The organism is Streptomyces lunaelactis (assembly GCF_003054555.1).
Taxonomy (GTDB): Bacteria; Actinomycetota; Actinomycetes; order Streptomycetales; family Streptomycetaceae; genus Streptomyces; species Streptomyces lunaelactis.
Genome location: NZ_CP026304.1, coordinates 7,542,567 through 7,565,756, shown reverse-complemented (window position 1 = coordinate 7,565,756; position 23,190 = coordinate 7,542,567). Strand labels below are relative to the sequence as shown.

Annotated in this window: 25 protein-coding genes, 1 tRNA gene and 1 pseudogene; 12 read left to right on the top strand and 15 right to left on the bottom strand. The window is 71.1% G+C overall.

Going from position 1 to position 23,190, the window contains the following annotated elements; genetic code table 11:
* The first annotated feature begins 1 nt into the window (after position 1).
* Genes SLUN_RS34560 through SLUN_RS34530 form a run of 7 tightly spaced genes read left to right on the top strand, consistent with a single transcriptional unit; the run spans position 2 to position 7,666 of the window.
* On the top strand, positions 2 to 1,027 hold the full coding sequence (locus SLUN_RS34560; RefSeq protein ID WP_108153853.1) for an NAD-dependent epimerase/dehydratase family protein: 1,026 nt from the start codon (positions 2 to 4) through the stop codon (positions 1,025 to 1,027).
* Positions 1,024 to 2,298, top strand: a complete 1,275-nt coding sequence (locus SLUN_RS34555) for a DUF4910 domain-containing protein (protein WP_175313022.1) — start codon at positions 1,024 to 1,026, stop codon at positions 2,296 to 2,298. Before SLUN_RS34560 ends, SLUN_RS34555 begins: the two co-directional genes overlap by 4 nt.
* Positions 2,295 to 3,593 carry an MATE family efflux transporter gene (locus SLUN_RS34550; protein WP_108153851.1) on the top strand — a complete coding sequence of 433 codons (1,299 nt, stop codon included), beginning with the start codon at positions 2,295 to 2,297 and terminating at the stop codon, positions 3,591 to 3,593. Before SLUN_RS34555 ends, SLUN_RS34550 begins: the two co-directional genes overlap by 4 nt.
* Complete coding sequence (locus SLUN_RS34545) at positions 3,590 to 4,537, top strand: glycosyltransferase family 2 protein (protein ID WP_108153850.1); 948 nt, start codon at positions 3,590 to 3,592, stop codon at positions 4,535 to 4,537. Before SLUN_RS34550 ends, SLUN_RS34545 begins: the two co-directional genes overlap by 4 nt.
* Positions 4,534 to 5,766 (top strand): polysaccharide pyruvyl transferase family protein, encoded by a 1,233-nt coding sequence (locus tag SLUN_RS34540; protein WP_108153849.1) that lies wholly within the window; start codon positions 4,534 to 4,536, stop codon positions 5,764 to 5,766. Before SLUN_RS34545 ends, SLUN_RS34540 begins: the two co-directional genes overlap by 4 nt.
* The gene (locus SLUN_RS34535; protein WP_108153848.1) at positions 5,763 to 6,314 is read left to right on the top strand and encodes a dTDP-4-dehydrorhamnose 3,5-epimerase family protein; all 552 of its coding nucleotides are present in this window, start codon (positions 5,763 to 5,765) and stop codon (positions 6,312 to 6,314) included. The genes SLUN_RS34540 and SLUN_RS34535 overlap by 4 nt, the downstream gene beginning before the upstream one ends.
* 8 nt (positions 6,315 to 6,322) lie before the next feature.
* Positions 6,323 to 7,666 (top strand): glutamate-1-semialdehyde 2,1-aminomutase, encoded by a 1,344-nt coding sequence (locus SLUN_RS34530; RefSeq protein WP_108153847.1) that lies wholly within the window; start codon positions 6,323 to 6,325, stop codon positions 7,664 to 7,666.
* Positions 7,667 to 7,673: 7 nt separating this feature from the next.
* Here SLUN_RS34530 and SLUN_RS34525 read toward each other — a convergent pair whose 3' ends face one another.
* Both SLUN_RS34525 and SLUN_RS34515 read right to left on the bottom strand, forming a co-directional pair.
* Entirely contained in the window at positions 7,674 to 8,360 is a 687-nt protein-coding gene (locus SLUN_RS34525; RefSeq protein WP_108153846.1) for a phosphatase PAP2 family protein, read from the bottom strand.
* A gap of 585 nt (positions 8,361 to 8,945) precedes the next feature.
* On the bottom strand, positions 8,946 to 9,527 hold the full coding sequence (locus tag SLUN_RS34515) for a DoxX family membrane protein (protein WP_108153844.1): 582 nt from the start codon (positions 9,525 to 9,527) through the stop codon (positions 8,946 to 8,948).
* A 202-nt stretch (positions 9,528 to 9,729) separates the two neighbouring features.
* Here SLUN_RS34515 and SLUN_RS34510 point away from each other — a divergent pair, with 202 nt between their 5' ends.
* Positions 9,730 to 10,152 carry a DUF350 domain-containing protein gene (locus SLUN_RS34510; protein ID WP_108153843.1) on the top strand — a complete coding sequence of 141 codons (423 nt, stop codon included), beginning with the start codon at positions 9,730 to 9,732 and terminating at the stop codon, positions 10,150 to 10,152.
* Between the two features lie 7 nt (positions 10,153 to 10,159).
* Here SLUN_RS34510 and SLUN_RS34505 read toward each other — a convergent pair whose 3' ends face one another.
* Positions 10,160 to 11,626 carry an AlkA N-terminal domain-containing protein gene (locus tag SLUN_RS34505; RefSeq protein ID WP_108153842.1) on the bottom strand — a complete coding sequence of 489 codons (1,467 nt, stop codon included), beginning with the start codon at positions 11,624 to 11,626 and terminating at the stop codon, positions 10,160 to 10,162.
* 204 nt (positions 11,627 to 11,830) lie between these two features.
* Positions 11,831 to 12,220 carry a VOC family protein gene (locus SLUN_RS34500; RefSeq protein ID WP_108153841.1) on the bottom strand — a complete coding sequence of 130 codons (390 nt, stop codon included), beginning with the start codon at positions 12,218 to 12,220 and terminating at the stop codon, positions 11,831 to 11,833.
* A 129-nt stretch (positions 12,221 to 12,349) separates the two neighbouring features.
* Between SLUN_RS34500 and SLUN_RS34495 the strand changes: the two genes are divergently transcribed.
* Entirely contained in the window at positions 12,350 to 12,670 is a 321-nt protein-coding gene (locus tag SLUN_RS34495; protein ID WP_108153840.1) for a hypothetical protein, read from the top strand.
* A 75-nt stretch (positions 12,671 to 12,745) separates the two neighbouring features.
* Here the strand turns inward: SLUN_RS34495 and SLUN_RS34490 are convergent, their stop codons facing one another.
* From SLUN_RS34490 to SLUN_RS40185, 3 genes are all read right to left on the bottom strand, one after another.
* Positions 12,746 to 13,699: an SMI1/KNR4 family protein gene (locus SLUN_RS34490; RefSeq protein ID WP_257153850.1), complete on the bottom strand. Its 954-nt coding sequence runs from the start codon at positions 13,697 to 13,699 to the stop codon at positions 12,746 to 12,748.
* 271 nt (positions 13,700 to 13,970) lie between these two features.
* On the bottom strand, positions 13,971 to 14,339 hold the full coding sequence (locus tag SLUN_RS34485; protein ID WP_175313023.1) for a hypothetical protein: 369 nt from the start codon (positions 14,337 to 14,339) through the stop codon (positions 13,971 to 13,973).
* 211 nt (positions 14,340 to 14,550) lie between these two features.
* On the bottom strand, positions 14,551 to 14,952 hold the full coding sequence (locus SLUN_RS40185; RefSeq protein WP_170146528.1) for a hypothetical protein: 402 nt from the start codon (positions 14,950 to 14,952) through the stop codon (positions 14,551 to 14,553).
* 128 nt (positions 14,953 to 15,080) lie between these two features.
* Here SLUN_RS40185 and SLUN_RS34475 point away from each other — a divergent pair, with 128 nt between their 5' ends.
* The gene (locus SLUN_RS34475) at positions 15,081 to 16,205 is read left to right on the top strand and encodes a tyrosine-type recombinase/integrase (RefSeq protein ID WP_257153849.1); all 1,125 of its coding nucleotides are present in this window, start codon (positions 15,081 to 15,083) and stop codon (positions 16,203 to 16,205) included.
* Between the two features lie 100 nt (positions 16,206 to 16,305).
* On the opposite strand, the gene SLUN_RS34470 is transcribed toward SLUN_RS34475, so the two are convergent.
* Positions 16,306 to 16,379 (bottom strand) — tRNA-Pro (locus tag SLUN_RS34470).
* An 86-nt stretch (positions 16,380 to 16,465) separates the two neighbouring features.
* Positions 16,466 to 16,963, bottom strand: coding sequence for a winged helix-turn-helix transcriptional regulator (locus SLUN_RS34465; RefSeq protein ID WP_108153837.1), 498 nt, complete (start codon positions 16,961 to 16,963; stop codon positions 16,466 to 16,468).
* 81 nt (positions 16,964 to 17,044) lie between these two features.
* Between SLUN_RS34465 and SLUN_RS34460 the strand changes: the two genes are divergently transcribed.
* Entirely contained in the window at positions 17,045 to 17,518 is a 474-nt protein-coding gene (locus SLUN_RS34460) for a DUF309 domain-containing protein (RefSeq protein WP_108153836.1), read from the top strand.
* Here the strand turns inward: SLUN_RS34460 and SLUN_RS34455 are convergent.
* Genes SLUN_RS34455 through SLUN_RS34445 form a run of 3 tightly spaced genes read right to left on the bottom strand, consistent with a single transcriptional unit; the run spans position 17,507 to position 20,261 of the window.
* Positions 17,507 to 18,139 carry a LutC/YkgG family protein gene (locus tag SLUN_RS34455; protein WP_108153835.1) on the bottom strand — a complete coding sequence of 211 codons (633 nt, stop codon included), beginning with the start codon at positions 18,137 to 18,139 and terminating at the stop codon, positions 17,507 to 17,509. The two genes, SLUN_RS34460 and SLUN_RS34455, sit on opposite strands and share 12 nt — an antisense overlap.
* Complete coding sequence (locus tag SLUN_RS34450) at positions 18,136 to 19,554, bottom strand: LutB/LldF family L-lactate oxidation iron-sulfur protein (protein WP_108153834.1); 1,419 nt, start codon at positions 19,552 to 19,554, stop codon at positions 18,136 to 18,138. The genes SLUN_RS34455 and SLUN_RS34450 overlap by 4 nt, the downstream gene beginning before the upstream one ends.
* On the bottom strand, positions 19,551 to 20,261 hold the full coding sequence (locus SLUN_RS34445; RefSeq protein ID WP_108153833.1) for a (Fe-S)-binding protein: 711 nt from the start codon (positions 20,259 to 20,261) through the stop codon (positions 19,551 to 19,553). The genes SLUN_RS34450 and SLUN_RS34445 overlap by 4 nt, the downstream gene beginning before the upstream one ends.
* Positions 20,262 to 20,332: 71 nt before the next feature.
* Between SLUN_RS34445 and cobF the strand changes: the two genes are divergently transcribed.
* Positions 20,333 to 21,088 carry a precorrin-6A synthase (deacetylating) gene (gene cobF / locus SLUN_RS34440; protein WP_175313024.1) on the top strand — a complete coding sequence of 252 codons (756 nt, stop codon included), beginning with the start codon at positions 20,333 to 20,335 and terminating at the stop codon, positions 21,086 to 21,088.
* On the opposite strand, the gene SLUN_RS34435 is transcribed toward cobF, so the two are convergent.
* The 3 genes and pseudogenes from SLUN_RS34435 to SLUN_RS34425 form a co-directional block, all read right to left on the bottom strand.
* Positions 21,057 to 21,884: a cobalt-precorrin-6A reductase gene (locus SLUN_RS34435; protein WP_108153831.1), complete on the bottom strand. Its 828-nt coding sequence runs from the start codon at positions 21,882 to 21,884 to the stop codon at positions 21,057 to 21,059. The two genes, cobF and SLUN_RS34435, sit on opposite strands and share 32 nt — an antisense overlap.
* Before the next feature lie 10 nt (positions 21,885 to 21,894).
* Positions 21,895 to 22,251: pseudogene (locus tag SLUN_RS34430) on the bottom strand (GntR family transcriptional regulator); the annotation flags it as partial.
* A 41-nt stretch (positions 22,252 to 22,292) separates the two neighbouring features.
* Positions 22,293 to 23,186 (bottom strand): dihydrodipicolinate synthase family protein, encoded by an 894-nt coding sequence (locus tag SLUN_RS34425; protein WP_108153830.1) that lies wholly within the window; start codon positions 23,184 to 23,186, stop codon positions 22,293 to 22,295.
* Between the last annotated feature and the right edge of the window lie 4 nt (positions 23,187 to 23,190).

Here is a 23,190-nt window from a genome sequence, read left to right as displayed (position 1 = left end):
CTTGCGCGTACTACTGACCGGACACCAGGGCTACCTGGGCACCGTGATGGCCCCGGTCCTCACGGCCGCCGGACACGAGGTCGTCGGTCTTGACGCCGGCCTGTTCGCCGACTGCGTCCTTGGCCCGCCGCCCGCGGACCCGCCGGGACATCGGGTGGACCTGCGCGACGTCACGGCCGACCACGTGGCGGGGGTGGACGCCGTGATCCACCTGGCCGCGCTGTCCAACGACCCGCTGGGATCGCTGGCGCCGGATCTCACCTACGACATCAACCACCACGCGTCCGTACGGCTTGCCCGGCTGGCCCGCGACGCCGGAGTGCGGCGCTTCCTGTACGCGTCGACCTGCTCGGTCTACGGCGCCGCCGGCGGGGACGACCTGGTGACCGAGGACGCCCCGCTGCGCCCGGTGACGCCGTACGCGGAGTCCAAGGTGCGGGTGGAGGACGACCTGCACGCGCTGTCCGACGGCGACTTCAGCCCGGTGTTCATGCGCAACGCCACCGCCTTCGGCTACTCGCCCCGGCTGCGCGCCGACATCGTGCTGAACAACCTGGTGGGCCACGCGCTCCTGTCCGGCGAGGTGCTTGTGCTCTCCGACGGCACCCCCTGGCGCCCACTGGTGCACGCCGCCGACATCGCACGGGCCTTCGCGGCCGCGCTGGTCGCGCCGCGCGAACCCGTGCACGACCGGGCGTTCAACATCGGCAGCGAGATCAACAACGTCACGGTCGCCGAGATCGCCGAGCAGGTCGCCGAGGCGGTATCCGGATCGAAGGTGGTGATCACCGGGGAGACCGGTGCCGATCCGCGGTCGTACCGGGTGGACTTCTCCCGGTTCCGCGCCGCGATACCCGGCTTCGACTGCGAGTGGACGGTGAAGCAGGGCGCGCTCGAACTCGCCGACGCCTACCGGAAGTTCGGGCTGACCCGGGAGGACTTCGAGCGACGCTTCACCCGCCTTGCCGTGCTGCGCGCGGCGTCCGAGGCCGGCGCCGTCGACGGCACCCTGCGGTGGCGCCGATGACCTCGTCCGGCGAAGAAATGCATGCGCTGGTGGAGCGGCTGTACCCGCTGTGCCGGAGCATCACCGGCGACGGTGTGCGCGCCACCCTGGAGATCGTCGACGAGTACGTCCCGCTGCAGGTGCACGAGGTACCGACCGGGACGCAGGTGCTCGACTGGACGGTGCCGCAGGAGTGGAACATCCGGGACGCGTACATCGCCGACACCGCCGGCAACCGGGTCGTCGACTTCGCCGCGTCCAGCCTGCACGTGCTCGGCTACAGCGTGCCGGTGTCGGCGACCATGCCGCTGGCCGAGCTGCGTGGACACCTGCACACCCTGCCGGACCACCCGGCCTGGGTGCCGTACCGCACCAGCTACTACCAGCCGGAATGGGGGTTCTGCCTGGCCCAGGAGACCTTGGACGCACTGCCGGACGGCGACTACGAGGTGCTCATCGACTCCACACTCACCGATGGCCACCTCACCTACGCCGAGCACGTGGTCCCCGGGCAGGTCCCCGACGAGGTGATCGTCTCCTGCCACGTCTGCCACCCGTCGCTGGCCAACGACAACCTGGCCGGCATCGCGGTGGCGACGTTCCTGGCCCAGGCGCTGGCGGAGGAAACGCCGTGGTACACCTACCGGTTCCTGTTCGCGCCCGGCACCATCGGGGCGATCACCTGGCTGGCCCGCAACGCGGAGCGGATCGAACGGGTCAAGCACGGGCTGGTGCTGGCCTGCGCCGGCGACTCGGGCCGGCTGACGTACAAGCAGAGCAGGCGCGGCGACGCGGAGATCGACCGGGTGATGCGGCACGTGCTTCTCGCCTCCGAACGCCCGCACCAAGTCGCCAAGTTCACTCCGTACGGCTACGACGAGCGGCAGTTCTGCTCGCCCGGGTTCGATCTCGGCGTGGGCTCGCTCAGCCGGACCCCGTACGCCAGTTACCCCGAGTACCACACCTCGGCGGACAACCTGGACTTCGTCTTCCCGGACGCGATGGAGGACACTCTCGCCGTCTGCCGTGAGGCGTTCGCCCTCCTTGACCGCAACCGCCGGTACCTCAACCTCAGTCCCTACGGCGAACCACAGCTGGGCCGACGGGGGTTGTACGACTCGCTCGGCGGCCGCAGCGACGCGAAGCAGGCCCAGATGGCCATGCTCTGGGTGCTCAGCCTCTCCGACGGCGAGCACAGTCTGCTGGACGTCGCCGAGCGGTCCGGCCTGCCGTTCGACACCGTCGCCGCCGCGGCCGACGCCCTGCACGGCGCCGGGCTGATCAAGGCATGACGCCGACGACCACCGAGGGGGAGAACACGAGGCCAACGGCGGCGACCGCCAAGCGGGCCATGGTCGGCCGGCTGTCCTGGGGACTGGCCGACCAGGCGGCCTCCAGCATGACCAACTTCGCGGTGGGGATCTACGTGGCACGCTCGCTGGGGCTGGCCGCGTTCGGCGTGTTCAGCCTTGCCTGGCTGACCTACGGCGTGGTGCTCAACGTCTCCCGCGGGCTGGCCACCGACCCGCTCGTGGTGCGCTTCAGTGGCGTGCCGGCCGCGTCCTGGCGCGCGGCGGCGGCCCGGTCGTCGGGTGCCGCGCTCGGCGTCGGTGCCGCTCTCGGCGCAGTGTGTCTGCTGGTCGGGCTCGGCCTCGGCGGCCGCGTGGGGCCCGCGTTCGTCTGCCTCGGCGTCGTACTGCCGGGGCTCTTGCTGCAGGACGCCTGGCGGTTCGCGTTCTTCGCCGCCGGCACCGGGCAGAAGGCGTTCGCCAACGACCTGGTGTGGGGCGTTGCGCTCGTCCCGGCCATGGTGGTGGCGGCCCGCGTGGGCAGCGTGGCCGCTTTCGTGCTCGCCTGGGGCGCGTCCGCCGCGGTGGCCGCGGGGTACGGCTGCCTCCAGTCCGGCATCCGGCCCCCGATGACCCAAGCGCGCGGGTGGCTTCGCGAGCAGCGCGACCTCGGCTACCGGTACCTGGTCGAGAACGTCAGCCTCAGCGGCGCGAGCCAGCTGCGGGCGTACGGGCTCGGCGCGATCGTCGGGGTCGGCGCGGTGGGCGCGGTCCGGGGTGCCGAGCACCTGCTCGGCCCGTTCCTCGCCGTGCTGATGGGTCTTTCGCTGGTCACCGTCGCGGAGGCGGCACGGGTGCTGCGGCAGGCCCCACACCGCCTTGCCAGGTTCTGCCTCCTGCTGGGCGGCGGGCAGGCCGCCGCCGCGCTGCTCTGGGGTGCGGCGCTGCTGCTGACGCCGGACCGGGTCGGCGAATTCGTACTCGGCGGCGTCTGGCACTCCGCCTCGGAGCTCATCGTGCCGGCCACGCTCGGCGTCGCGGGCGCCGGCCTCGGCAGCGGCGCGGCAGCCGGACTGCGCGCGCTCGCCGCGGCCCGGCGCAGCCTGCGCTGCCAGCTGTTCGCCTCCGCCTGCTACGTCGGCGGCGGGCTCGGCGGCGCGGCCGTGGCAGGCACGATCGGCTCGGCCTGGGGCGTCGCCGCCGCGACCGTCTGCGCCTCGGCCGTGTGGTGGCTGCAGCTGCGGTCCGCCCTGCGCGAGCGCCACCACAACCCCATCCCCGAAGTGAGGACGTCATGACCGCCCAACCCCGGCTGAGCATCGGCCTGCCCGTGTACAACGGCGAGGAGTACCTGGCCGAGTCGCTCGACGCCCTGCTCGGCCAGACCTACGAGGACTTCGAGCTGGTCATCTCCGACAACGCCTCGACCGACGGGACTCAGGAGATCTGCCGCAAGTACGCCGCGCAGGACTCGCGCATCCGGTACATCCGGCTGCCCCGCAACATCGGCGCCGCCCCGAACCACAACTACGTGTTCACCGAGTGCCGCGGCGAGCTGTTCAAGTGGGCCTCGCACGACGATCTTTACGCCCGGGACCTGCTGCGGCGCTGCGTTCAGGCGCTGGACGAGCGGCCGGACGTGATCCTCGCGCACAGCGGCCAGGCGGTCATCGACGGCGACGGCCAGGTGAAGGTCCCGTACGAGTACCGACTCGCCACCGACTCGCCGCACCCGCCCGAGCGCTTCCGCAGCCTGCTCTTCGAGCCCGGTGGCGACGACTTCTACGGGGTGATGCGGGCAGACGTGCTGCGCCGGGTGAAGCCGCACGACAGCTACCACCACGCGGACCGCACGTTCGTCGCCGAGATCACCCTGCACGGACCCTTCCACCAGGTGCCGGAGCTGCTGTACTTCCGCCGCGACCATCCCACCCGCGCCGAGCGGGCGAACCCCGGCAAGCGCGCCCGGTGCGTCAACCTGGACCCGCGCCGGGCCGGCCCGCTGCACCCGACGCCCCGGCTGCTCGCCGAGTACGTCTGGGGCTTCGCCTCGGCGATCCGGCGGGCGCCGTTGTCCCCGGCCGACCGGCGCGCGTGCTACCGCCACCTGGCCGCATGGATGACCAGCCGGGTCCGGCCGGGCGCCGGCGAGCGGGTCGAGGACCGCGCCCCGGTCGACCCGGGCCGGCTCACCGTCTCCGTCGACGCCCTCGTCGCCGGCCGTGAGGGGAGGCAGGCATGACGTCCGCTGACGAAACTCCGGTGCGCGTCGGGGTGTTCGGCCTGCTCGGCTCCGGCAACCTCGGCAACGACGGGTCGCTCGAGGCCGTGCTCGGGTACCTCCGCGCAGAGCACCCGGAGGCGGTCGTGGACGCGCTGTGCGGCGGACCCGAGGTCGTCACGGCCCGGTACGGGATCCCCGCGACGCGGCTGCACTGGTACCGCGGGGAGTACCGGACCGCGTTGCGTGCGGGCGCGATCGCGGCGAAGGGCCTGGGCAAACTCGTCGACGCCTTCCGCACCGCTGCCTGGGTGCGCCGGCACGACGTGGTGATCGTGCCCGGTATGGGCGTCCTGGAGGCCACGCTGCCGCTGCGGCCGTGGGGCTTCCCGTACTCGCTGTTCCTGCTCTGCGCGACCGGCCGACTGTTCGGCACCCGGGTCGCGCTGGTCAGCGTCGGCGCGGACGCGATCGGCAACCGGCCGACCCGGGCCCTGGTGCGCTGGTCGGCACGGCTGGCCACCTACCGGTCGTACCGCGACGCCCTGTCCCGCGACGCGATGCGGGCGATGGGCGTGAACACCGCGCGCGACGAGGTCTACCCGGACCTCGCATTCGCCCTGCCGACGCCGCGGGCGGGCGGACCCTCGGGCCCGCCGGGCCCGGTCTGCGTCGGTGTCATGGACTTCCACGGCGGCAACGACGACCGCGCCCGGGCCGAGGAGATCCACCGGCGCTACCTCGACGGGACCACCCGCTTCGTTCGCACGCTGGTTGAGGAGGGCAGGGCGGTCCGGCTGCTCACCGGCGACGAGTGCGATGCGCCGGTGGTCGCGGCGATCCTCGACGCGGTGGACTCGCCGCTGGTCACCGCCGCCGAGGCGGCCTCGCTGGCCGACCTGATGAAGGAGACGGCGGCTGCCGACACCGTGGTGGCGACCCGGTACCACAACCTGATCTGCGCGCTGAAGGTCGGCACACCGACGCTCGCACTCAGCTATGCGGCGAAGAGCGACGCGCTCATGGCGGAGATGGGTCTTGCCGCGTACTGTCACCCGGCTCGCGAGGTGGACGCAGACCGGCTGCTCGAACGGTTCCGGGCCCTGGAGAAGCACTCGGCGGAGCTGCGGCGGACCCTCGCCGAGCGGAACCTGGCCGCCGCCCGGCAACTTGAGCACCAGTTCACCGCCTTGACCACGGCCCTGTTCCCTGCGGCCGACCACGCCCACGCCCTGCGGGAGGCTCCATGAAGGCGACCGAAGTCCCGGCGATCGTCGGCGCGTACCTGTTCGAGTCGACGCCGTACGCCGACGAGCGCGGCTTCTTCTGCCGCACCTTCGACGCCGACGTGGTCCGCTCGGTGGGCCTCGACCCGGACGCTTTCGTCCAGGACAGCGTGTCCCGCTCGGTACGGGGCGTGCTGCGCGGCCTGCACCTGCGCTCCGGCGCCGGCGAGGCCAAGCTGGTGCGGTGCTCGTACGGGAGGATCTTCGACGTCGTCGTGGACCTGCGAACGGACTCGCCGACCTACCGCAACCGGGCCTTCTTCGAGCTGTCCGACGAGACGCAGGTGACCCTGTACATCCCGGCGGGGTGCGCGCACGGCTTCCAGGCGGTGACCGAAACCGCTGACACCTCGTACCGGATCGACCGCCCGCACGATCCGGCCGAGGACGTGACGATCGCCTTCGACGACCCGGAGCTCGCCATTCCCTGGCCGCTGCCGGTCACATCGATGTCCCAGCGGGACCGGGAGGCGCCGAGCCTCGCCGAGGTCCTGAAGCACAGAGAGAAGTGAGGGTCGGCGTGGACACCGAACACACCGAAGAGACCGAGGAGTTCCTCCTGCCCCGGTCGCGGACGGCGAATGAGCGGCTGCACGCGATGATCCCCGGGGGCGCGCACACCTACGCCAAGGGCGACGACCAGTACCCCGAAAACCTGGCCCCGGTCATCAGCCACGGCCGCGGTGCGCATGTGTGGGACATCGACGGCAACCGCTACATCGAGTACGGCTCCGGCCTGCGGTCGGTCAGCCTCGGCCACGCCCACCCACGCGTGATCGAGGCGGTGCGGCGGGAACTCGACCGCGGCAGCAACTTCGTCCGGCCGTCCATCGTGGAGGTCGAGGCTGCGGAACGCTTCCTTGCCACCGTGCCGACCGCCGAGATGGTGAAGTTCGCGAAGAACGGCTCCGACGTCACCACCGCCGCGGTGCGCCTCGCCCGCGCCGTCACCGGGCGCCCGCGGGTGGCCATCTGCGGCGACCATCCGTTCTTCTCCGTCGACGACTGGTTCATCGGCACCACGCCGATGTCCGCCGGCATTCCGGCGGCGACCACCGAGCTCACCGTGTCCTTCCCTTACGGGGACCTGGCCGCCACACAGGAGCTGCTCACCCGGTACCAGGACGAGGTCGCCTGCCTGATCCTCGAACCCGCCGGCCACACCGAGCCTCCGCCGGGCTACCTCACCGGCCTGCGCGAGCTGGCCGACCGGCACGGCTGCGTACTGATCTTCGATGAGATGATCACCGGCTTGCGCTGGTCCGAGGCGGGCGCCCAGGGCCTGTACGGCGTCGTCCCCGACCTCTCCACGTTCGGCAAGGCGCTGGGCAACGGGTTCGCCGTCTCCGCGCTGGCCGGGCGCCGCGAGCTGATGGAGCGCGGCGGGCTGCGTCACTCCGGCGACCGGGTGTTCCTGCTGTCCACCACGCACGGTGCGGAAACGCATTCCCTGGCAGCCGCGATGGCCGTGCAGACCACCTACGTCGAGGAGGGCGTCACCGCGCAACTGCACGCCCTCGGCGAGCGGTTGGCCGCCGGTGTCCGCGAGGCCGCGGCGGGCATGGGCGTCGGCGACCACATCGTCGTCCGGGGCCGGGCCAGCAACCTGGTCTTCGCCACCCTCGACGAGAACCGGCAGCCGTCGCAGCAGTACCGCACCCTGTTCCTGCGCCGGCTCCTCGCGGGCGGGGTGCTGGCCCCGTCGTTCGTGGTGAGCAGCGCGCTCGGCGACGCCGACATCGACCGCACCGTCGACGTGGTGGCCCAGGCATGTGCGGTGTACCGGAAGGCACTGGACGCCGCTGACCCCACCCCCTGGCTGGCCGGGCGACCGGTGAAGCCCGTATTCCGCCGCTTGGCGTGACGTGACGTCAGCGAAGCTCCCGCCGACCGGCGTCGGCCATCCGATCGACCAGCCGGTCGGCCATCCGGTCGACCAGCCACGCGGTCGCCGGTGTCACCGCCAGCGCGGTGCACCAGCCGCCGAGAACGTCGGTCGGGTAGTGCGCGCCCAGGGCGACCTGCGCCCAGCCCATGGCGACGCCGGCAACCAGCCCCGCGGCGAGCACGACTGACGTGCCGGCCGTCCTGCCGAGGCTGAGCCGGCAGGTCGCGAGCAGCGCCACCACGAGGGCGAGCGCGGTGAAGAAGGCGGTGTGCCCGCTCGGGTAGGACAGGTTGCCGTCGCCGTGGATGGTGCGTCCCACCAGGTGCTTGAGCAGCGTCGCCGTCCCCACGGTCATGCCGGCGCCGGCAACGACGAGCACCGCCGCGCGAGGACGCCGCAGCAGCAGGCAGCCCGTCACGGCGGCCACGACCAGCGCCGCCGCTCCGGCGGGCTCCCCCAAGAAGTCCGTGGCCAGAGCGACGTACCGCCACGGCGGCTGCACACTGTCCGCCGTCGGCTGGATGATCCACCTGTCCACCCTGCCGGGCTCGCTGTGGCCGGCGGACAGGACCCCGAGCACGACGACCACCAGTGCGGCGAAGGCCGCGATCAACCCGAGCCGCACGCGCAGCGATGGGGGCAGCACCGCGGGCGCCGGCCGGCCGGTCACACGCCCACCGCGGCCGGTTGACCTGCGGTGGTTTGCCGTGATCGGTGGATGGTGTTCCGGGTCTTGATTTCTTGAGGCAGGGTGAGGGTGCGGCCCTTCATCGGACCGGTGGACAGCCATGAATCAGCTCTTCCTGTTTCCGACCGCGCCCCACGACGGCGGGGCGTTGTTCCCGGACGACTCCGGTGACCGTAAGTCCGGGCACGCCACGGCGTATGTGTCCCGTCAGTACCTCGGCTCCCGCGGGCAGGTCCGAAACGGCATCGACATGGCCGGGACGTCAGATGTACGGGCTGCGCGCGGCAACACTGCCCAACAATGCGGTCGCGGCAAACCGCCGTCGGACGGTCCGCGGGTCAACATACGTCGTGGATGACGCCCTCCTGCAGGACTCCGGCTGCGCAGCGGCCGCTGTCCTGGCTTCAGGGACGCTACGACAGGCACCCTTGTTCGCAGGTTCCAGGATGGCCACGCACTCCACGTGCGAGGTCGCCGTCACCTGGTGCGCAGCACGGCGGCACACTCCTGTGGGACAGAGGGTCGCGTCCCCGGGCGGGGTACGCGCCGACGCCGGACAGAGTCCGACTACTCCTCGACGCCTTCCGGGCGGCCGCCCGAGAACGCGTCCTCGGACGGCTCCTGGTCGTCCTCGGGCTGGGCCTCGCCCTGGCCCTGCGCCCGCCTGCCGAGCACGGCGGCCGCGGCGAGCGCACTGCCGAGGAAGGCCACGGCCACCACCCACGGCCGGTCGAAGCGGTGGCCGGTCGCGTGGTCGAGGGAGTACCGGCCCGCCCCGGCGACTCCGATGGCGGCCGCGGTGAAGCCGAGGAAGGCGGGGTACTCGAAGCCACCGCCCTGGTTGAAGAATCCGGCGGGCACGTGCACCGAAACCGCCCCGGCCATGGCGCCCGCGGCCGCCGCACCGGCGGCCGGAGTGGCCAGGCCCAGGGCGAGCAGCGCCCCGCCGCCCGCCTCGCCGAGCCCCGCGGCGATGGCGCTCTCCCGGCCCGGGTGGAATCCCATGGCCTCCATGCCCTTTGCGGTCCCTTCGAGGCCGCCGCCTCCGAACCAGCCGAACAGCTTCTGCGAGCCGTGCGCGGCGAGGACCGCGCCGGTGCCCACGCGCAGGACGAGCAGGCCGAGGTCACGACGGGTGAGGCAGGCCATGGGGTCTCCCGGTGCGGATGCGATCGGTCGGCGGACGGGTCGGGGACGTACGGGATCCACTCTCCTGCGCCGGGCCGCCGTCCGCCTCGGTGCTGCGCCGTACGGGTGACGCGGGACCGGTGATCCACTGGCCGGAACCGTGCGGTAGATTTTGCGCGCCCTTGACCGGCACCACCTTTGAGACACGGAGACTGGCCCCTCAATGAGCGACATCGTCAACGGACTTGGCCGCGCGAGCGCATATGGCGCCCTCGGTGTGGTCCTCCTGATCCTCGGCATCGTCCTGGTCGACCTGCTGACGCCCGGAAAGCTCGGCCGTCAGATATGGGAGGAGCGCAACCGCAATGCCGCGCTGCTGCTCAGCTCGGCGCTCCTGGGCATCGGCGGCATCGTGTTCACCTCGATCTGGACGACGTACGACGATTTCGGCAAGGGCCTGGCCTCGACCGCCGCCTTCGGCCTGCTGGGCCTGGTGATGATGGCGGTGGCGTTCCTGGTCGTGGACCTGGTCACGCCGGGCAGGCTGGGAGCGACGCTGGTCGAGACGGAGCCGCACCCGGCGGTGTGGGTGACCGCGTCCTGCAATATCGCGGTGTCCGCGATCGTTTCGGCGTCCATCGCCTGAGGACCCGTCAGGGCGTGTTCCAGAAGTGGTGCATGGCGTACGAACTCCACGGTCGCCACCCTTCCGCGTCGGCCGTCGATGTGCCCGCGCGTCGCATCCCGGCCTGCACGGCCACGTCTGCGGCCAGCAGGACGTCCGGGTCGCCGAGGCCGCGCATCCGGATGTAGCCGGCCGTCCAAGGGCCGATGCCGGGCAGCGCGAGCAGGTGCCGCTCGGTCTCGTCGCGGTCGGCGCCCGGGTCGAGGGTGACGGCGCCCTCGGCGAGCGCGACGGTGAGCGTACGCAGGGTGGCGCGCCGCGCGTCGGGCATCCCGAGCTCCCCCAACTCGGCCTCGGCGAGGTGGTCCGCCTGCGGGAACAGATGGGTGAGGCCGCCTCTCGGCTCGGGCACCGGCTCTCCGTACGCGGCCACCAGCGCGTCGCCGCGCCGCCGCCCTGCCGCCACCGACACCTGCTGCCCTAGCACGGCCCGTACGGCGAGTTCGTGCGGGTCCGCCGTGCCGGGGGCGCGCAGTCCCGGGCGGGCGGCGACCAGCGGGGCCAGTGCCGGGTCCGCACCGAGGCGTTCGGCCACGGCGCACGGGTCGGCGTCCAGGTCGAAGAGGCGGCGCATCCGCTGCGTGGCCGTCGTCAGATCGCGCAGGTCCGCGAGGTGCAGCCGGCACTCCAGCCAGCCTCCCGCGCCCGGCTGTTCGCCGACCTCGGCGACGCCGGGGCCGCCCGGCAGGCGCAGAGTGCGCCGGTAGGTGCGGGAGCCGCGTTCGCCGACGATCTCCTCGATGCCGGTGATCGCGCGGCTGCCGAGGTAGTCGAAGACTTCCACGGAGGCGTACGGACCGCGGTGGGCCAGCCGCAGCGGCACTCCGGCGGCCGCGCCGTTCTCATGGGCGACCGGTCCGAAGCGCGAGGTGCGGCCGGGCCTGGCGGAGCGGAGTTCGGTGGGGGTGGCCGCGTAGATCTCCCGCATCGTGTCGTTGAACTGCCGAACGCTCGCGAACCCCGCCGCGAAGGCGATCTCCGCCGCCTGCAGCGTGGTGGTCTGCAGCAGTACCCGTGCGGTGTGTCCGCGCTGGGCCCGCGCCAGGGCGATGGGGCCCGCGCCGAGTTCGGCGTTGAGCTGCCGCTGCACCTGCCGGGCGCTGTAGCCCAGCCGGTCGGCGAGGCCCGCGACGCCCTCGCGGTCCACGATCCCGTCGCCGATCAGCCGCATGGCGCGCCCGACGACGTCCGCACGGGCGTTCCACTCGGCGGAGCCCGGCACGGCGTCGGGGCGGCAGCGGCGGCAGGCGCGGAAGCCCGCGCCCTGGGCGGCCGCGGCCGTCCGGTAGAACGACACGTTCCGGCGCTTGGGAGTGATCGCGGGGCAGCTGGGCCGGCAGTAGATCCCGGTGGTGGCGACGGCGAAGAAGAACACTCCGTCGAACCGGGCGTCCCGGCTGCTCACCGCCTCGTACCTGCTGTCCTCGACCGTCATACGGCCAGTATGGGCACCGCGCGGGGACCGGGCTGGCGGAAATCGGACGTGGCGTTCGCCCTGCCGCGCGGACTCGCCCGTCGGGGGCCCGCCCCGGCGAAGGACGGGCCCCGGCCGCGTCGGGTCAGCTCCCGGCGGGCCTGCCCGTGACCTTGAGATCGCGCAGGCTGCCCACGTTGGTCTGGCGCGGTGTGCGGCCTCCGATCAGGGGCGGCGGTCCGCAAGGACGCAGAACTCGTTCCCCTCTGGGTCGGCAAGTGTCACCCAGCTCTCATCGCCCGTTTGGCCGACGTCGGCGTGTCGAGCACCTAGGTCGAGCAGGCGACGGACCTCTTCGTCCTGCTCCCTGTCGGTTGGGTTGACGTCGAGGTGGAGCCTGTTCTTGACGGTCTTGCCCTCGGGCACGTGCGCGAATGTCAACGTCGGTGGCACTGGGCCAAGGTGGTTCTTGCCTTCAGGCACCACAGGGGAGCCAATTGTGACAATTCCGTCGCCTTCGTCTTGTACCTCGTAGTCAAGGACCGAGCACCAGAACCGGGCGAGACCGTGGGGATCGGCACAGTCGATCGCAAGCTCGGTGAACTTACTGGTCATGTCAGGAACTCCCAGTGAAGTAGCGGGTCCGCCAAAGGCCACACGCTAATCGCAGTGTTCAACGGCGAGGTAAGCCGCGCGTGGTGTGCGTTCGCCGAGGGCCTGGTGGGGTCGCAGAGTGTTGTAGGTGTGGCGGAACAGGTTGACTTCGACAGCGTCAACCTCGTGACGTCGGGCACCAAGTGCGCCCAGTTGTTCACCGACAAGATGGGCGACGGCTCGGCGAACTTCGGCATCCTCGCGGACACCCGCACGGCGACGAACGGGCCGAGCGGTACGGAGCGGTGCGGGCGTGCGGCGATCCCGAGCGTGCAGAACCAGAAGGCGTTCAGCGGGTTCCCGGCCCCGACGTGGCGGATGCTGGACGGTGACGGGTTCTTCGTGACCCTTCCGGGGTTCGAGCACTGCACGTCGACCGCAACTACCTGCACCTGGCGCAAGATCGGCTGACATAGCCTGAGCACCAGCACGTGAAAGCCGGAAGGGGGGCCAGCCCGCAGGGCTGGCCCCCCTTCTCGTGTGTGGTCAGCCGGTCCAGGGCTGCCACCGGTCTTCCTGTGCCGGGTCGATACTGCTGAGCCACACCAGCGCCCCGCCGATCAGGCCGGGCTTGTCCCGCGTGGCCAGGGCAGGGGCTTCGAGCATGTCGGCAGCCTCTTCCAGGTAGGTGACCAGGGTGTCGAGTACTTCATCGGGGCCTTCGTTGTAGCGGGACCACCGGCCCAGGTAGCCACTCTCGGCGTCCAGGTACAGGCCCGAGGTGCTGTCAGCCGGGCCCAAGGCCACAACCGGAATCCAGGTTGCCTTCCACACCGTGATCCGCTCGTCTTCGGGACGGTCGGCATTGAGGGCGTCCTCGTGGGCCTGGGAGTCCATCCTCACCCGGTAGACGGCGGCCACGGCGTCCAGGGTCATCAGAGCCTTATTGCCCGGAAGGCATCCCCATCCATCGCCCCCGTCGTCGCCCGCGGTCAGCAACCACAGGACGTGCAGCTCGACGGGTATCCGGATGCCGAGGTCGCCTTCCACGGCAGCGATGGCAGCGGGGCCGACACCGGCGCGGAGCGCAGCGTAGGAGTCGGGTGCGTTGTGCTTCAGCCAGCCAGTGATGCGCCGCCAGGCATCGGCGACCTCCCGTACGGTGACCGCGGCGGCAGCAGGGTCGGCGGACTGGTCCTGGTCTCGGCCCTGCTCCTGGTCCTGGTCCTGGGCGTCCGTGGAGGGCTCGGTGGAGGGAGCCGCTCTCAGAAACCGGATCTCGATCCGGTCCGGCTCGCGGATGTAGCCGACGGACAGGTCGGGGCAGTCCTCGAACACGTCGCCGTCAACCGTCACGGTCAGGATGCCGGGCAGCCCCGAGGGCCGGCCCATGTCAGGGTCGTCGGCCAGCTGGCCGGCCAGGACCTTCAGCGCGTAGGGAACGCCTGCCCCGAGCTGGGCGGCGATGTCGCGTACGTCCGGCTGGATTTCGACCTTCACAGCCTGCTGCTCCTTGCTGGTCGGATAAAGGGCGGTGCCCCTCACGCAGTAGAACGCCCGCGCTCACCGGCGGGCGGTGCGCGCGTCCTGCCGTGCGGAGGCGGGGCAGCCGGTGGTGGGCCCCCTGCGGGCGGCTGCTACGGGTTGTTGCTACGTGTCACGCCCACATCAGCAGGGATGCGAGGGTGACGGTGAATCGACTCCACTCAGCCTGAAGACCTTATTCGTGAACCAGATTCAGCGGCAGCCCGGCCCGAGCGCCGGACGTGACTCATGGCTCGGGAGAGCGGTACTCCATCCCCAGTCCCATCCGGGTCACCAACTCCAGCATCAGCAGCTCGAACATCAGCTCCTGGTCGGTGATCAGCGGTGTGAAGTGGTCGAACACCTCCAGGGCCACCTGGCTGTACATGGAGTGCCCGCAGGAGAGCATGACGATCAGTGCGCCCTGGGGGATCTCTACGCCCGTGGCGGCACGGCAGTCGGTGATCTGTGCGCGCAGCCGCGGGTCCAGCTCGTCGTCGGCGAGGACGGGGTAGGGACGGGTCGCCCACAGCCGCATGTGCTCCGTGCCCCAAAGCACCCTGAACAACCGGTTGGTGACCGGCACCACGATCTCCTTGCGGCTACTTGATGCCATGAACCAAGCCTAGGACGGGGCACTGACATCAGGGCCGATCCCCAAAGTCCGGACCCCCTGCCCTTCCTGCTCGCCCAACTACCGCGCGCATTCACCGCCGGGAAGCGTGGTCCGACGCCACAGAAGCCGAAGGGCGCCATTGGATGACGGGGAGGTGATGCAGAGAGCCTTTCGCTCCCCGGGTGCATTCGGCGGGTCGCTCGCTCCCAAGTCACCGTCCGTCCCGTCGTTCCGGCCGGTAAGGGCTCCACCCCTTCAGATGTGGTTCGAGGTCGTCCGGCGTCGGTTCACGCGTGTTCGGCATCCCCGGAAGCCGGGTCAAGGGGTCGATCGCCCGCGCGTAGCCGTACGCCCACTGCAACCAGCGCCGGGCCGAGTCCAGAGCCGACTCGTCCATGGCACCGCCCAGCTCGCCGAGACGACGTTCCAGTGCCGTGCAGTACTCACCGAGCACAGCGGCCTCCCGCCAGCGTTCGGCCTCTTCGCGAAGCACCTCGGCGAGTTGATCCTGAACTGCTCGCTCCTTCGCCTCTTCCATGGCCGCCCGCCAGCGGACTTCACGCTCCGCCCTGGCCCGCTCCTCGCCTTCCCTGCTTTGAACGGCCTCCAGCACTCGATACGGTCACCGTTAAGCAGGAGTTCCCACAGTCCACGAATCCGGAGCGCGCCGCGCGTCTCGTTGTCGAGCTTGACCACGGCCGGTCTGACCGGCCGGGTCGGTGGCGAGACCGGAAGGGCCGGGTGCTTGAGGACGCCCTGGGCTTGATTCCCGGGGGAGATCGAGGCGGGAAAGACAGCGAAGAAGAAGCGCAGGAGTGGCTCCAGGGCATCATCGAGGCCGCACAGGCCGGCCTGAGCCCGTCGCTCGCCACCATGAAGCTCGCCGAATACGGCGAAGCAAATATGGGCCTTGCCCTGCGCGGCCTGGAGTTGAAGACGCTGGACCCCTACCTCGCGGGGTGGCGGATGCGTGTGGTCCCCGCCCTGGGCCACCTCGCGGTCCCGATGATCACCAACGGCGTCGTCGACCGCACCGTGCAGAACTGGATCGCCGACGAGCACAGCCGCTCGACGGTGAAGAACACCATCGCCGTCCTGGTCCGCGTCATGGAGCAGGCAGTCCGTGACGGCATCATCAAGGTCAACCCCGCCCGGGTGACCGGCTGGCAGAAGCTATATAAGCAGGCCGAGGACGAACTCCTCGACCCACGCGCGTTGGCCCTGCCCGACTGGGAGACCTTCGTCCAACTGGCCGACGCACTCGTGGCCGCCTCCCACGACCAGTACCGCGGCTGGGGAGACGTCGTCCTCTTCGCCGCCTGCACCGCCGCCCGCATCGGCGAGGTCTCCGGATGCCGCGTTGGTGACATCGACACCAGCCAGTGGATCTGGACCGTGCGGCGTCAGACCACACCCTCACCCGGCGGGCTGACCGACAAGGGCACCAAGGGCAAGCGCGCCCGCAAGGTTCCCATCGTCGAGGAAATCCGCCCCCTCGTCGCCCAGCGCATCCTTTCCGCCGGCCCCGATCCCGATGCCCGCCTGTTCACCGGCCCGCGCGGCGGACGCATCTCCACCGCCGTCCTGCGCGACGCGACCCACTGGGACGGGGTGGTCACCAAACTCGGCTACGAACACCTGCGTCGCCACGACCTCAGGCACACCGGCCTGACCTGGTTCGCCGACGCAGGAGTGCAGGTCCACGTCCTGCGACGGATCGCCGGCCACGGCTCGCTGACCACCACGAAGCGCTACCTACACCCGGACGTACGCAAGATCACGGCCGCCGGAGCGGCGCTCTCCGCACACCTCAGCGTGCTCCGCGCCCCGCGCTCCCTGCCGAGCCCGATCGTCGTCACCCGCTGACGCCGGTCAAGGACACTGGTCCCCAACTGGTCCCCAAGAAACGGCCAAGGGCCGGTTTCGGATGCCTCCGAAACCGGCCCTGACCTGCGACTCTCTCAAGTCGGGACGACAGGATTTGAACCTGCGACCCCTTGACCCCCAGTCAAGTGCGCTACCAAGCTGCGCCACGTCCCGATGCGCGGTTCCGCCGGATTCCCGGCCGAGCACGCAGGGGGAACTTTACCCCACTCCCCGCGGGCCGCCGGACGTCCGGCCTGCGGTCATACGGGACCGTGCGCGTCCCAGCCGGGGCTGCTCACCCGCAGACGCAGATCGTCGGACACGACCTCCCGACCGCAGTGGCGGCAGCTGTGGACCATGTCCAGCTCCTCGCCGCAGGAGTGCGTGAAGACCGCCGGGGGCTCGTCGACCAGCCATCGGTCGCCCCAGGCGCGCAGCGTGGTCAGCACGACCAGCAGGTCCCTGCCCGCCTCGGTGAGGTGGTATTCGAAGCGCGGGGGGTGCTCGCTGTACTGCCGCCGTACGAGTACACCGATGGTCTCCAGATGGCGCAGGCGCACGGTGAGGACATCGCGGGGCGCGCCGGTGTTACGGGCGATCGCGCCGAAGCGGTGATTGCCGAAGCTGATCTCCCGCACGGCCAGCAGGGCCCATTTCTCGCCGACGGCCTGCAGCGAGGCCGCGACGGAGCACGGCCTGCCGCGCGAGTCCAGGGGCAGGGCGGGAAGCGTGCCGTCCCGCGTGGTACGTGCCTTCATGCCTACTAGGTTGCCACATCAAACTCACTCGCACCGATCGCCTGTAGGCCTGCGGGCCACGGCGCGGGGGACAATCGAGGCGTGGACAAGGCACGGAGGGACCGCGACGCCGAAGGGCGCGCACGCAACGCACGCCCCCGCGACGGGCTGGGACGCCCGCTTCCTTACGGCACGACAGGCGTGGAGCGGCAGCCCGAGGGCGTGCTGCGCAGCCCCGGTCAGACACTTGACGAGGCGCAGCGGCTGCTCGACGCGGGCATGCCCTTCCACGCGCACGAGGTCTTCGAGGACGCGTGGAAGTCCGGCCCCGAGGCGGAGCGCGAGCTGTGGCGGGGGCTCGCGCAGCTCGCGGTGGGGCTCACGCACGTCGCCCGCGGCAATACGGCGGGCGGCGCGCGGCTGCTGCTCAGGGGCGCGGACCGGATCGCCGCTTACCCCGACCCGTACGGCATCGATGTGACCGGGCTGACCGCGTGGGCGCGCGCGCTCGCCGCCCGCGTCGAAGGACCGGTGGACGCGGGCAGCGAGGCGCCCCGGCTGACCTCAGTCACGTAGCAGAACGACCTCCAATGTGCGGGGGCCGTGCACGCCCTCGACCCGGTCGAGTTCGATGTCGCTCGTGGCCGAGGGTCCGGAGATCCAGGTCAGCGGGCGGGTCGGGTCGAGACGGGGCATCGCCTGCGGTACGGACGCGACGATCTGGTCCGGCACGCGTACGACACAGATGTGGTGGTCGGGGATGAGCGTGATGCGCCGACGGCCCTGTCCGGGACCTGCGTCGAGCACGATCGTGCCGGTCTCGGCGATGGCGAGCGCGCATCCTGTGACGACACTGTCGACGGCGTCGAGTTCCTGTGCGGTGGAGACCGAACGGTCGTGGATCCGGGTCGCGTCGGCAGCGGAAAGCCACTCGGGCGGTAGTCCGGGCGGTACGAGCACGGTCGCGGAGCCGCGCTCCGCGAGCAGCCGCATGAGCAGCAACGGCAGTTCGTCCGCGGTCGTCCGGTGCACGATGGCCCGGTAGTCCGCGAGGTTCTCGTGCAGCAGATCGAGGATCGCGGCCGGATCGTCCGGGGTGTGGGTGGTGAGGTAGTCGCGGGTGGGCTCGGGCGCCTCGGGGGCGTCGGCCACAGCCGCACGGACACGGGCGAGGATGCGCTCGCGTGAGGCGCTCATGTGCGGTTCTTCTTCCACCAGTCACGGAAGGATTCGGCGGGCAGTTCCGGGAGTTCACGGCTGGCCGTCCAGGCACCGGCGCCCGGCGGCTTCTTCGGGTGCAGCTTGCGGGTCCTGGACGCGACGCGTTCCCCGGCGGCGAGCGCGGCGGGATGGTTCAGCACCCACCCGGCGGCCTTGATCGCCGCTTTCTCCAGCCGGTGACCCTTTCCGCCTTGGTCTGCGACCTTCTCCCGGAGGTGGACGAGGACCTCGGGGATGTCGATGGCGACCGGGCACACCTCGTAGCAGGCTCCGCAGAGGGAGGAGGCGTACGGCAGGGAGGCGTCGATCTCGCTCTGGATACCACGCAGTTGGGGGCTGAGGATGGCGCCGATCGGGCCCGGGTAGACGGAGCCGTACGCATGCCCGCCGGCCCGCTCGTACACCGGGCAGACGTTGAGGCAGGCGGAGCAGCGGATGCAGCGCAGCGCCTGCCGCCCGACCTCGTCGGCCAGCGTGTCGGTCCTGCCGTTGTCGAGGAGGACCAGGTGGAAGGTCTGCGGGCCGTCGGCGTCCACGGTGCCGGTCCACATGGAGTTGTACGGATTCATCCGCTCGGCGGTCGATGAGCGGGGCAGCGTCTGCAGGAACACCTCCAGATCACGCCAGCTCGGCACCACCTTTTCGATGCCCACGACCGAGATCAGCGTCTCGGGGAGGGTCAGGCACATCCGGCCGTTGCCCTCGGACTCGAAGACGACGAGGGTGCCGGTCTCGGCGACCATGAAGTTGGCACCGGAGATGCCGACCTTGGCCCGCAGGAACTTCTCCCGGAGGTGCAGGCGTGCCGCTTCGGCGAGTTCGGTGGGGGTGTCGGAGAGACCGTCGGGGGCGGGCCGCCCCCAGCTCCCCATCTTCTCCGCGAAGATGTCGCGGATCTCGCCGCGGTTGCGGTGGATGGCGGGCACCAGGATGTGCGACGGCCGGTCGTCGCCGAGCTGCACGATCAGTTCGGCGAGGTCGGTCTCGTACGCCGAGATGCCTTCGGCCTCGAGCGCTTCGTTGAGGCCGATCTCCTGGGTGGCCATCGACTTGACCTTGACGACCTCGCGTTCGCCGGTCGCCTTCACGAGATCGGCGACGATCCGGTTGGCCTCCTCGGCGTCGGCCGCCCAGTGCACGGTTCCGCCGGCCTCGGTGACCGCGGTCTCCAACTGCTCCAGATAGCGGTCGAGATGACGCAGTGTGCGGTTCTTGATCTGCTTGCCAGCCTCGCGCAGCTGCGCCCAGTCGGCGAGCTCCGCGACCGCCCGTGCCCGCTTGTCGCGGATGGTGTGGGTGGCGTGCCGCAGGTTGGCGCGCAGCGTCACGTTGTGCACGGCGTCCTTGGCCGCCTCGGGGAAGGACGGCATCCCGAGATACGTACCGCTCACAGCAGAGGCTCCTCTTCGGTGCTCGCGAGGATGTCGGCGATGTGCAGGGCCCGCAGCGGTTCGTCCTGACGCCGGAGGATGCCGCCGATGTGCATCAGGCAGGAGTTGTCGGCGCCGCACAGCACGTCGGCTCCGGTGGAGGCGGCGTTGCGTACCTTGTCCTGGCCCATGGCGGCGGAGACCTCGGCGTTCTTGACGGCGAAGGTGCCGCCGAAGCCGCAGCACTCCTCGGCCCCGGGCAGTTCGCGCAGCTCCAGGCCCTTGACCGCCCCGAGGAGCTTGAGCGGCCGCTCCCCCAGGCCCAGCGCCCGCAGCCCGTGGCAGGAGGGGTGGTAGGTGACGGTGTGCGGGAAGTAGGCGCCGACATCGGTGACGCCGAGGACGTCGGACAGGAACTCGGTCAGTTCGTACGTACGGGACGGGAGCGCCGTCTCCCCGAACTTCGGGTAGTGCTCACGCACCATCGCCGCGCACGAACCTGACGGGGTCACCACATACTCGTATCCCTCGAAGGCCCGGGTCGTGCGCCGTACCAGGGGCTCTGTCTCGCGCCGGTAGCCCGTGTTGAACTGCGGCTGTCCGCAACAGGTCTGCGCCGCCGGGAAGTCCACCTCCACCCCCAGCCGCTCCAGGAGTCTCACCGTGGCGATGCCGGTTGCCGGATACACAGCGTCATTGACGCAGGTGACGAAGAGTGCGACACGCATGATCGGAGGATATGCCGCTACCGGCGCCCCCGGTAGGTCCCACGATCCTCCGGGTACGGCAGACTCGAAGGGTGAGAAAGATCTATGTGATCGGCATCGGTGCGGGCGACCCCGACCATCTGACGCTGCAGGCGGTCAAGGCGCTGAACAAGGCGGATGCGTTCTTCATCCTCGACAAGGGCGAGGAGAAGTCGGATCTGACCCGACTGCGGCACGACATCCTGGACGCGCACATCGAGGACCCTTCGTACCGTCTGATCGAGGCGCGTGATCCGGAGCGGGACCGGCAGACATCGGACTACTCCCCCGCGGTCGACGACTGGCGCCGCCGACGGGCCGATCTCTACGAGCGGTTCATCGCCGAGGAACTGGGCGAGGAGGAGTGCGGTGCGTTCCTCGTCTGGGGCGATCCGGCGCTGTACGACTCGACCCTCGGCATCCTTCAGGAGATCCTGGAGCGGGGCGCGGTCACCTTCGATCATGAGGTGGTTCCCGGCATCAGCAGTGTCTCGGCACTGCTGGCCAGGCACCGTACGGGTCTCAACCGCGTCGCGCGCCCTGTGCAGATCACCACGGGCCGGCGGCTCGCCGAGGGCTGGCCGGAGGGGGTCGACGATGTGGTCGTGATGCTGGATGCCCGGCAGGCCTTCACCCGCCATCTCGACCAGGACCTGTTCATCTACTGGGGCGCCTATGTGGGCACCGAGGACGAGATCCTGGTCTCGGGGCGGTTGTCGGAGGTGTCCGGCCGGATCGAGGAACTGCGGGCCGAGGCGCGCGCCCGCAAGGGCTGGATCATGGACACCTATCTGCTGCGGCGCGGCTGAGCAGTACGCCGAGCAGTCCGAGCACCCCCGCCACATCCGGCGCGACCGGCACGTCCGGCGGCGCCGGCGGCCGGCGCACCACCACGACGGGCACCTCCAGCTCGCGCGCGGCGGTGAGCTTGGCGGCGGTGGCGGGTCCGCCGCTGTCCTTGGTGACGAGGACGTCGATCTCGTGCGTACGCAGCAGCTCCCGCTCGCCGTCGACGGTGAAGGGCCCACGGTCCAGCAGGATGTGGGTGTGGCGGGGCAGCGGCGGCTCGGGGGGCTCGACGGACCGTACGAGAAAACGCAGTTGACCGAGGTCCGCGAAGGCGACGAGGCCGAGCCGCCCGGTGGTGAGGAAGATACGCCGCCCCAGCGCGGGAAGCTGCGCGGCCGCGTCGGCGAGCGAGGCGGCCGGATACCAGCGGTCGCCCGGACCGGCACTCCAGCCGGGCCGCCGCAGCGCGCAGAGCGGGACACCGACGGCGGTCGCGGCCTGCGCGGCGCCGGCGCTGATGGCGGCGGCGAAGGGGTGGGTGGCGTCGACGACGGCGTCCACGCTCTGCTCGCGCAGCCAGTGGGCGAGGCCTTCGGGTCCGCCGAAGCCGCCGATGCGTACTTCTCCGGCGGGCAGCCGGGGCTGGGACACGCGCCCGGCGAGCGAGGTCGTCACACGGAAACCGCCGCGCCCGGTCAGCCCGGTAAGCCCCGTCAGCTCGGTCGGCTCGGTCGGCTCGGTCAGCTCGGTCAGCTCGGCGGCGAGCTGCCGGGCTTCGGCCGTGCCGCCGAGGATCAGGATGTGCGTGCCGGGCATGGCATGGATGCTACTTCGCCCACAGATCGCGTACGTGGCCGAGGTGCCGGGTCATCACGGCACGTACCGCCTCCTCGTCCCTGGCCGGCAGCGCGTCGAGCAGTTCGTGGTGTTCCTCGGCGGATTCCTCCAGCAGACCGCGCTCCACCAGGGCCGTCAGTCCGTACAGCCGTGAGCGCTTGCGCAGATCGCCGACCACATGGACCAGATGCTCGTTTCCGGCCGGCGCCAGCAGTCCGAGGTGGAAGCGGCGGTCGGCCTCGACGTAGCCGATGAGGTCGCCGGCCGCGGCGGTCGTGACGATCTCGTCTGCGGCCGGGCGCAAGGCTTCGAGCGCCGCCGGGTCCGCGTCCGCCGCGAGGGCTACGACCTTGCTGCGCATCTCGCTTCTCCCTTAGGTGGGCGGGGTCAGTTGAGGCCGGCGGCGAGTGCCTTGCCGGTGGCCGCGCGCACGGCGGCCTCCTGCTCGGGGAGGAGGGGAGTACGGGGCGGCCGGCACGGACCGCCGTGGCGTCCGGCCAGATCCATGGAGAGCTTGATCGCCTGGACGAACTCGCTACGGGAGTCCCAGCGCAGCAGCGGATGCAGCTGCCGGTAGAGCTGGGAGGCGCGGGTCAGGTCACCGGAGGTGGCCGCGCGGTAGAGCTCGACGGTGGAGGCGGGCAGGGCGTTGGGGTAGCCCGACACCCAGCCCTTGGCCCCGGCGACGGCGAGCTCCAGCAGGACGTCGTCGGCCCCGGCCAGCAGGTCCAGTTCCGGAGCGAGTTCCGCGATGCGGTAGGCCCGGCGAACATCCCCGCTGAACTCCTTGACGGCCTGGATGTGACCGTCGGTGTAGAGCGCGGCGAGGAGTTCGGGGGTGAGGTCGACCTTGGTGTCGTGCGGGTTGTTGTAGGCGACGACCGGGAGGTCCGCCTTCGCGACCTCGGCGTAGTGGGCTCGTACGGACCGCTCGTCGGCGCGGTAGGCGTTCGGCGGCAGCAGCATCACGCAGGCGCAGCCGGCGTCGCGGGCGTGCTCGGCCCAGCGGCGGGCCTCCGCCGATCCGTACGCCGAGACGCCCGGCATCACCCGCTCGCCGCCGACCGCGGCGACGGCGGTCTCGACGACCCGGGCCCGCTCCTCGGGGGTGAGGACCTGGTACTCGCCGAGCGAGCCGTTGGGGACGACGCCGTCACAGCCCTGGTCGATGAGCCAGGCGCAGTGCGCGGCGTACGCGTCGTGATCGACGCTCAGGTCGTCGCGGAACGGGAGCGCGGTGGCGACCATGACCCCGTGCCAGGGCCTTCGGATACGCGTCATGACT

What these genes read in the sequence shown, in the direction of transcription:
- SLUN_RS34555 (WP_175313022.1), top strand. Translation starts at nt 1,024, where the DNA reads ATGACCTCGTCCGGCGAAGAAATGCATGCGCTGGTGGAGCGGCTGTAC.
- SLUN_RS34550 (WP_108153851.1), top strand. Translation starts at nt 2,295, where the DNA reads ATGACGCCGACGACCACCGAGGGGGAGAACACGAGGCCAACGGCGGCG.
- SLUN_RS34545 (WP_108153850.1), top strand. Translation starts at nt 3,590, where the DNA reads ATGACCGCCCAACCCCGGCTGAGCATCGGCCTGCCCGTGTACAACGGC.
- SLUN_RS34540 (WP_108153849.1), top strand. Translation starts at nt 4,534, where the DNA reads ATGACGTCCGCTGACGAAACTCCGGTGCGCGTCGGGGTGTTCGGCCTG.
- SLUN_RS34535 (WP_108153848.1), top strand. Translation starts at nt 5,763, where the DNA reads ATGAAGGCGACCGAAGTCCCGGCGATCGTCGGCGCGTACCTGTTCGAG.
- SLUN_RS34515 (WP_108153844.1), bottom strand. Translation starts at nt 9,527, where the DNA reads ATGGCCTGCCTCACCCGTCGTGACCTCGGCCTGCTCGTCCTGCGCGTG.
- SLUN_RS34510 (WP_108153843.1), top strand. Translation starts at nt 9,730, where the DNA reads ATGAGCGACATCGTCAACGGACTTGGCCGCGCGAGCGCATATGGCGCC.
- SLUN_RS34505 (WP_108153842.1), bottom strand. Translation starts at nt 11,626, where the DNA reads ATGACGGTCGAGGACAGCAGGTACGAGGCGGTGAGCAGCCGGGACGCC.
- SLUN_RS34500 (WP_108153841.1), bottom strand. Translation starts at nt 12,220, where the DNA reads ATGACCAGTAAGTTCACCGAGCTTGCGATCGACTGTGCCGATCCCCAC.
- SLUN_RS34485 (WP_175313023.1), bottom strand. Translation starts at nt 14,339, where the DNA reads ATGGCATCAAGTAGCCGCAAGGAGATCGTGGTGCCGGTCACCAACCGG.
- SLUN_RS34465 (WP_108153837.1), bottom strand. Translation starts at nt 16,963, where the DNA reads ATGAAGGCACGTACCACGCGGGACGGCACGCTTCCCGCCCTGCCCCTG.
- SLUN_RS34455 (WP_108153835.1), bottom strand. Translation starts at nt 18,139, where the DNA reads ATGAGCGCCTCACGCGAGCGCATCCTCGCCCGTGTCCGTGCGGCTGTG.
- SLUN_RS34445 (WP_108153833.1), bottom strand. Translation starts at nt 20,261, where the DNA reads ATGCGTGTCGCACTCTTCGTCACCTGCGTCAATGACGCTGTGTATCCG.
- SLUN_RS34435 (WP_108153831.1), bottom strand. Translation starts at nt 21,884, where the DNA reads ATGCCCGGCACGCACATCCTGATCCTCGGCGGCACGGCCGAAGCCCGG.
- SLUN_RS34425 (WP_108153830.1), bottom strand. Translation starts at nt 23,186, where the DNA reads ATGACGCGTATCCGAAGGCCCTGGCACGGGGTCATGGTCGCCACCGCG.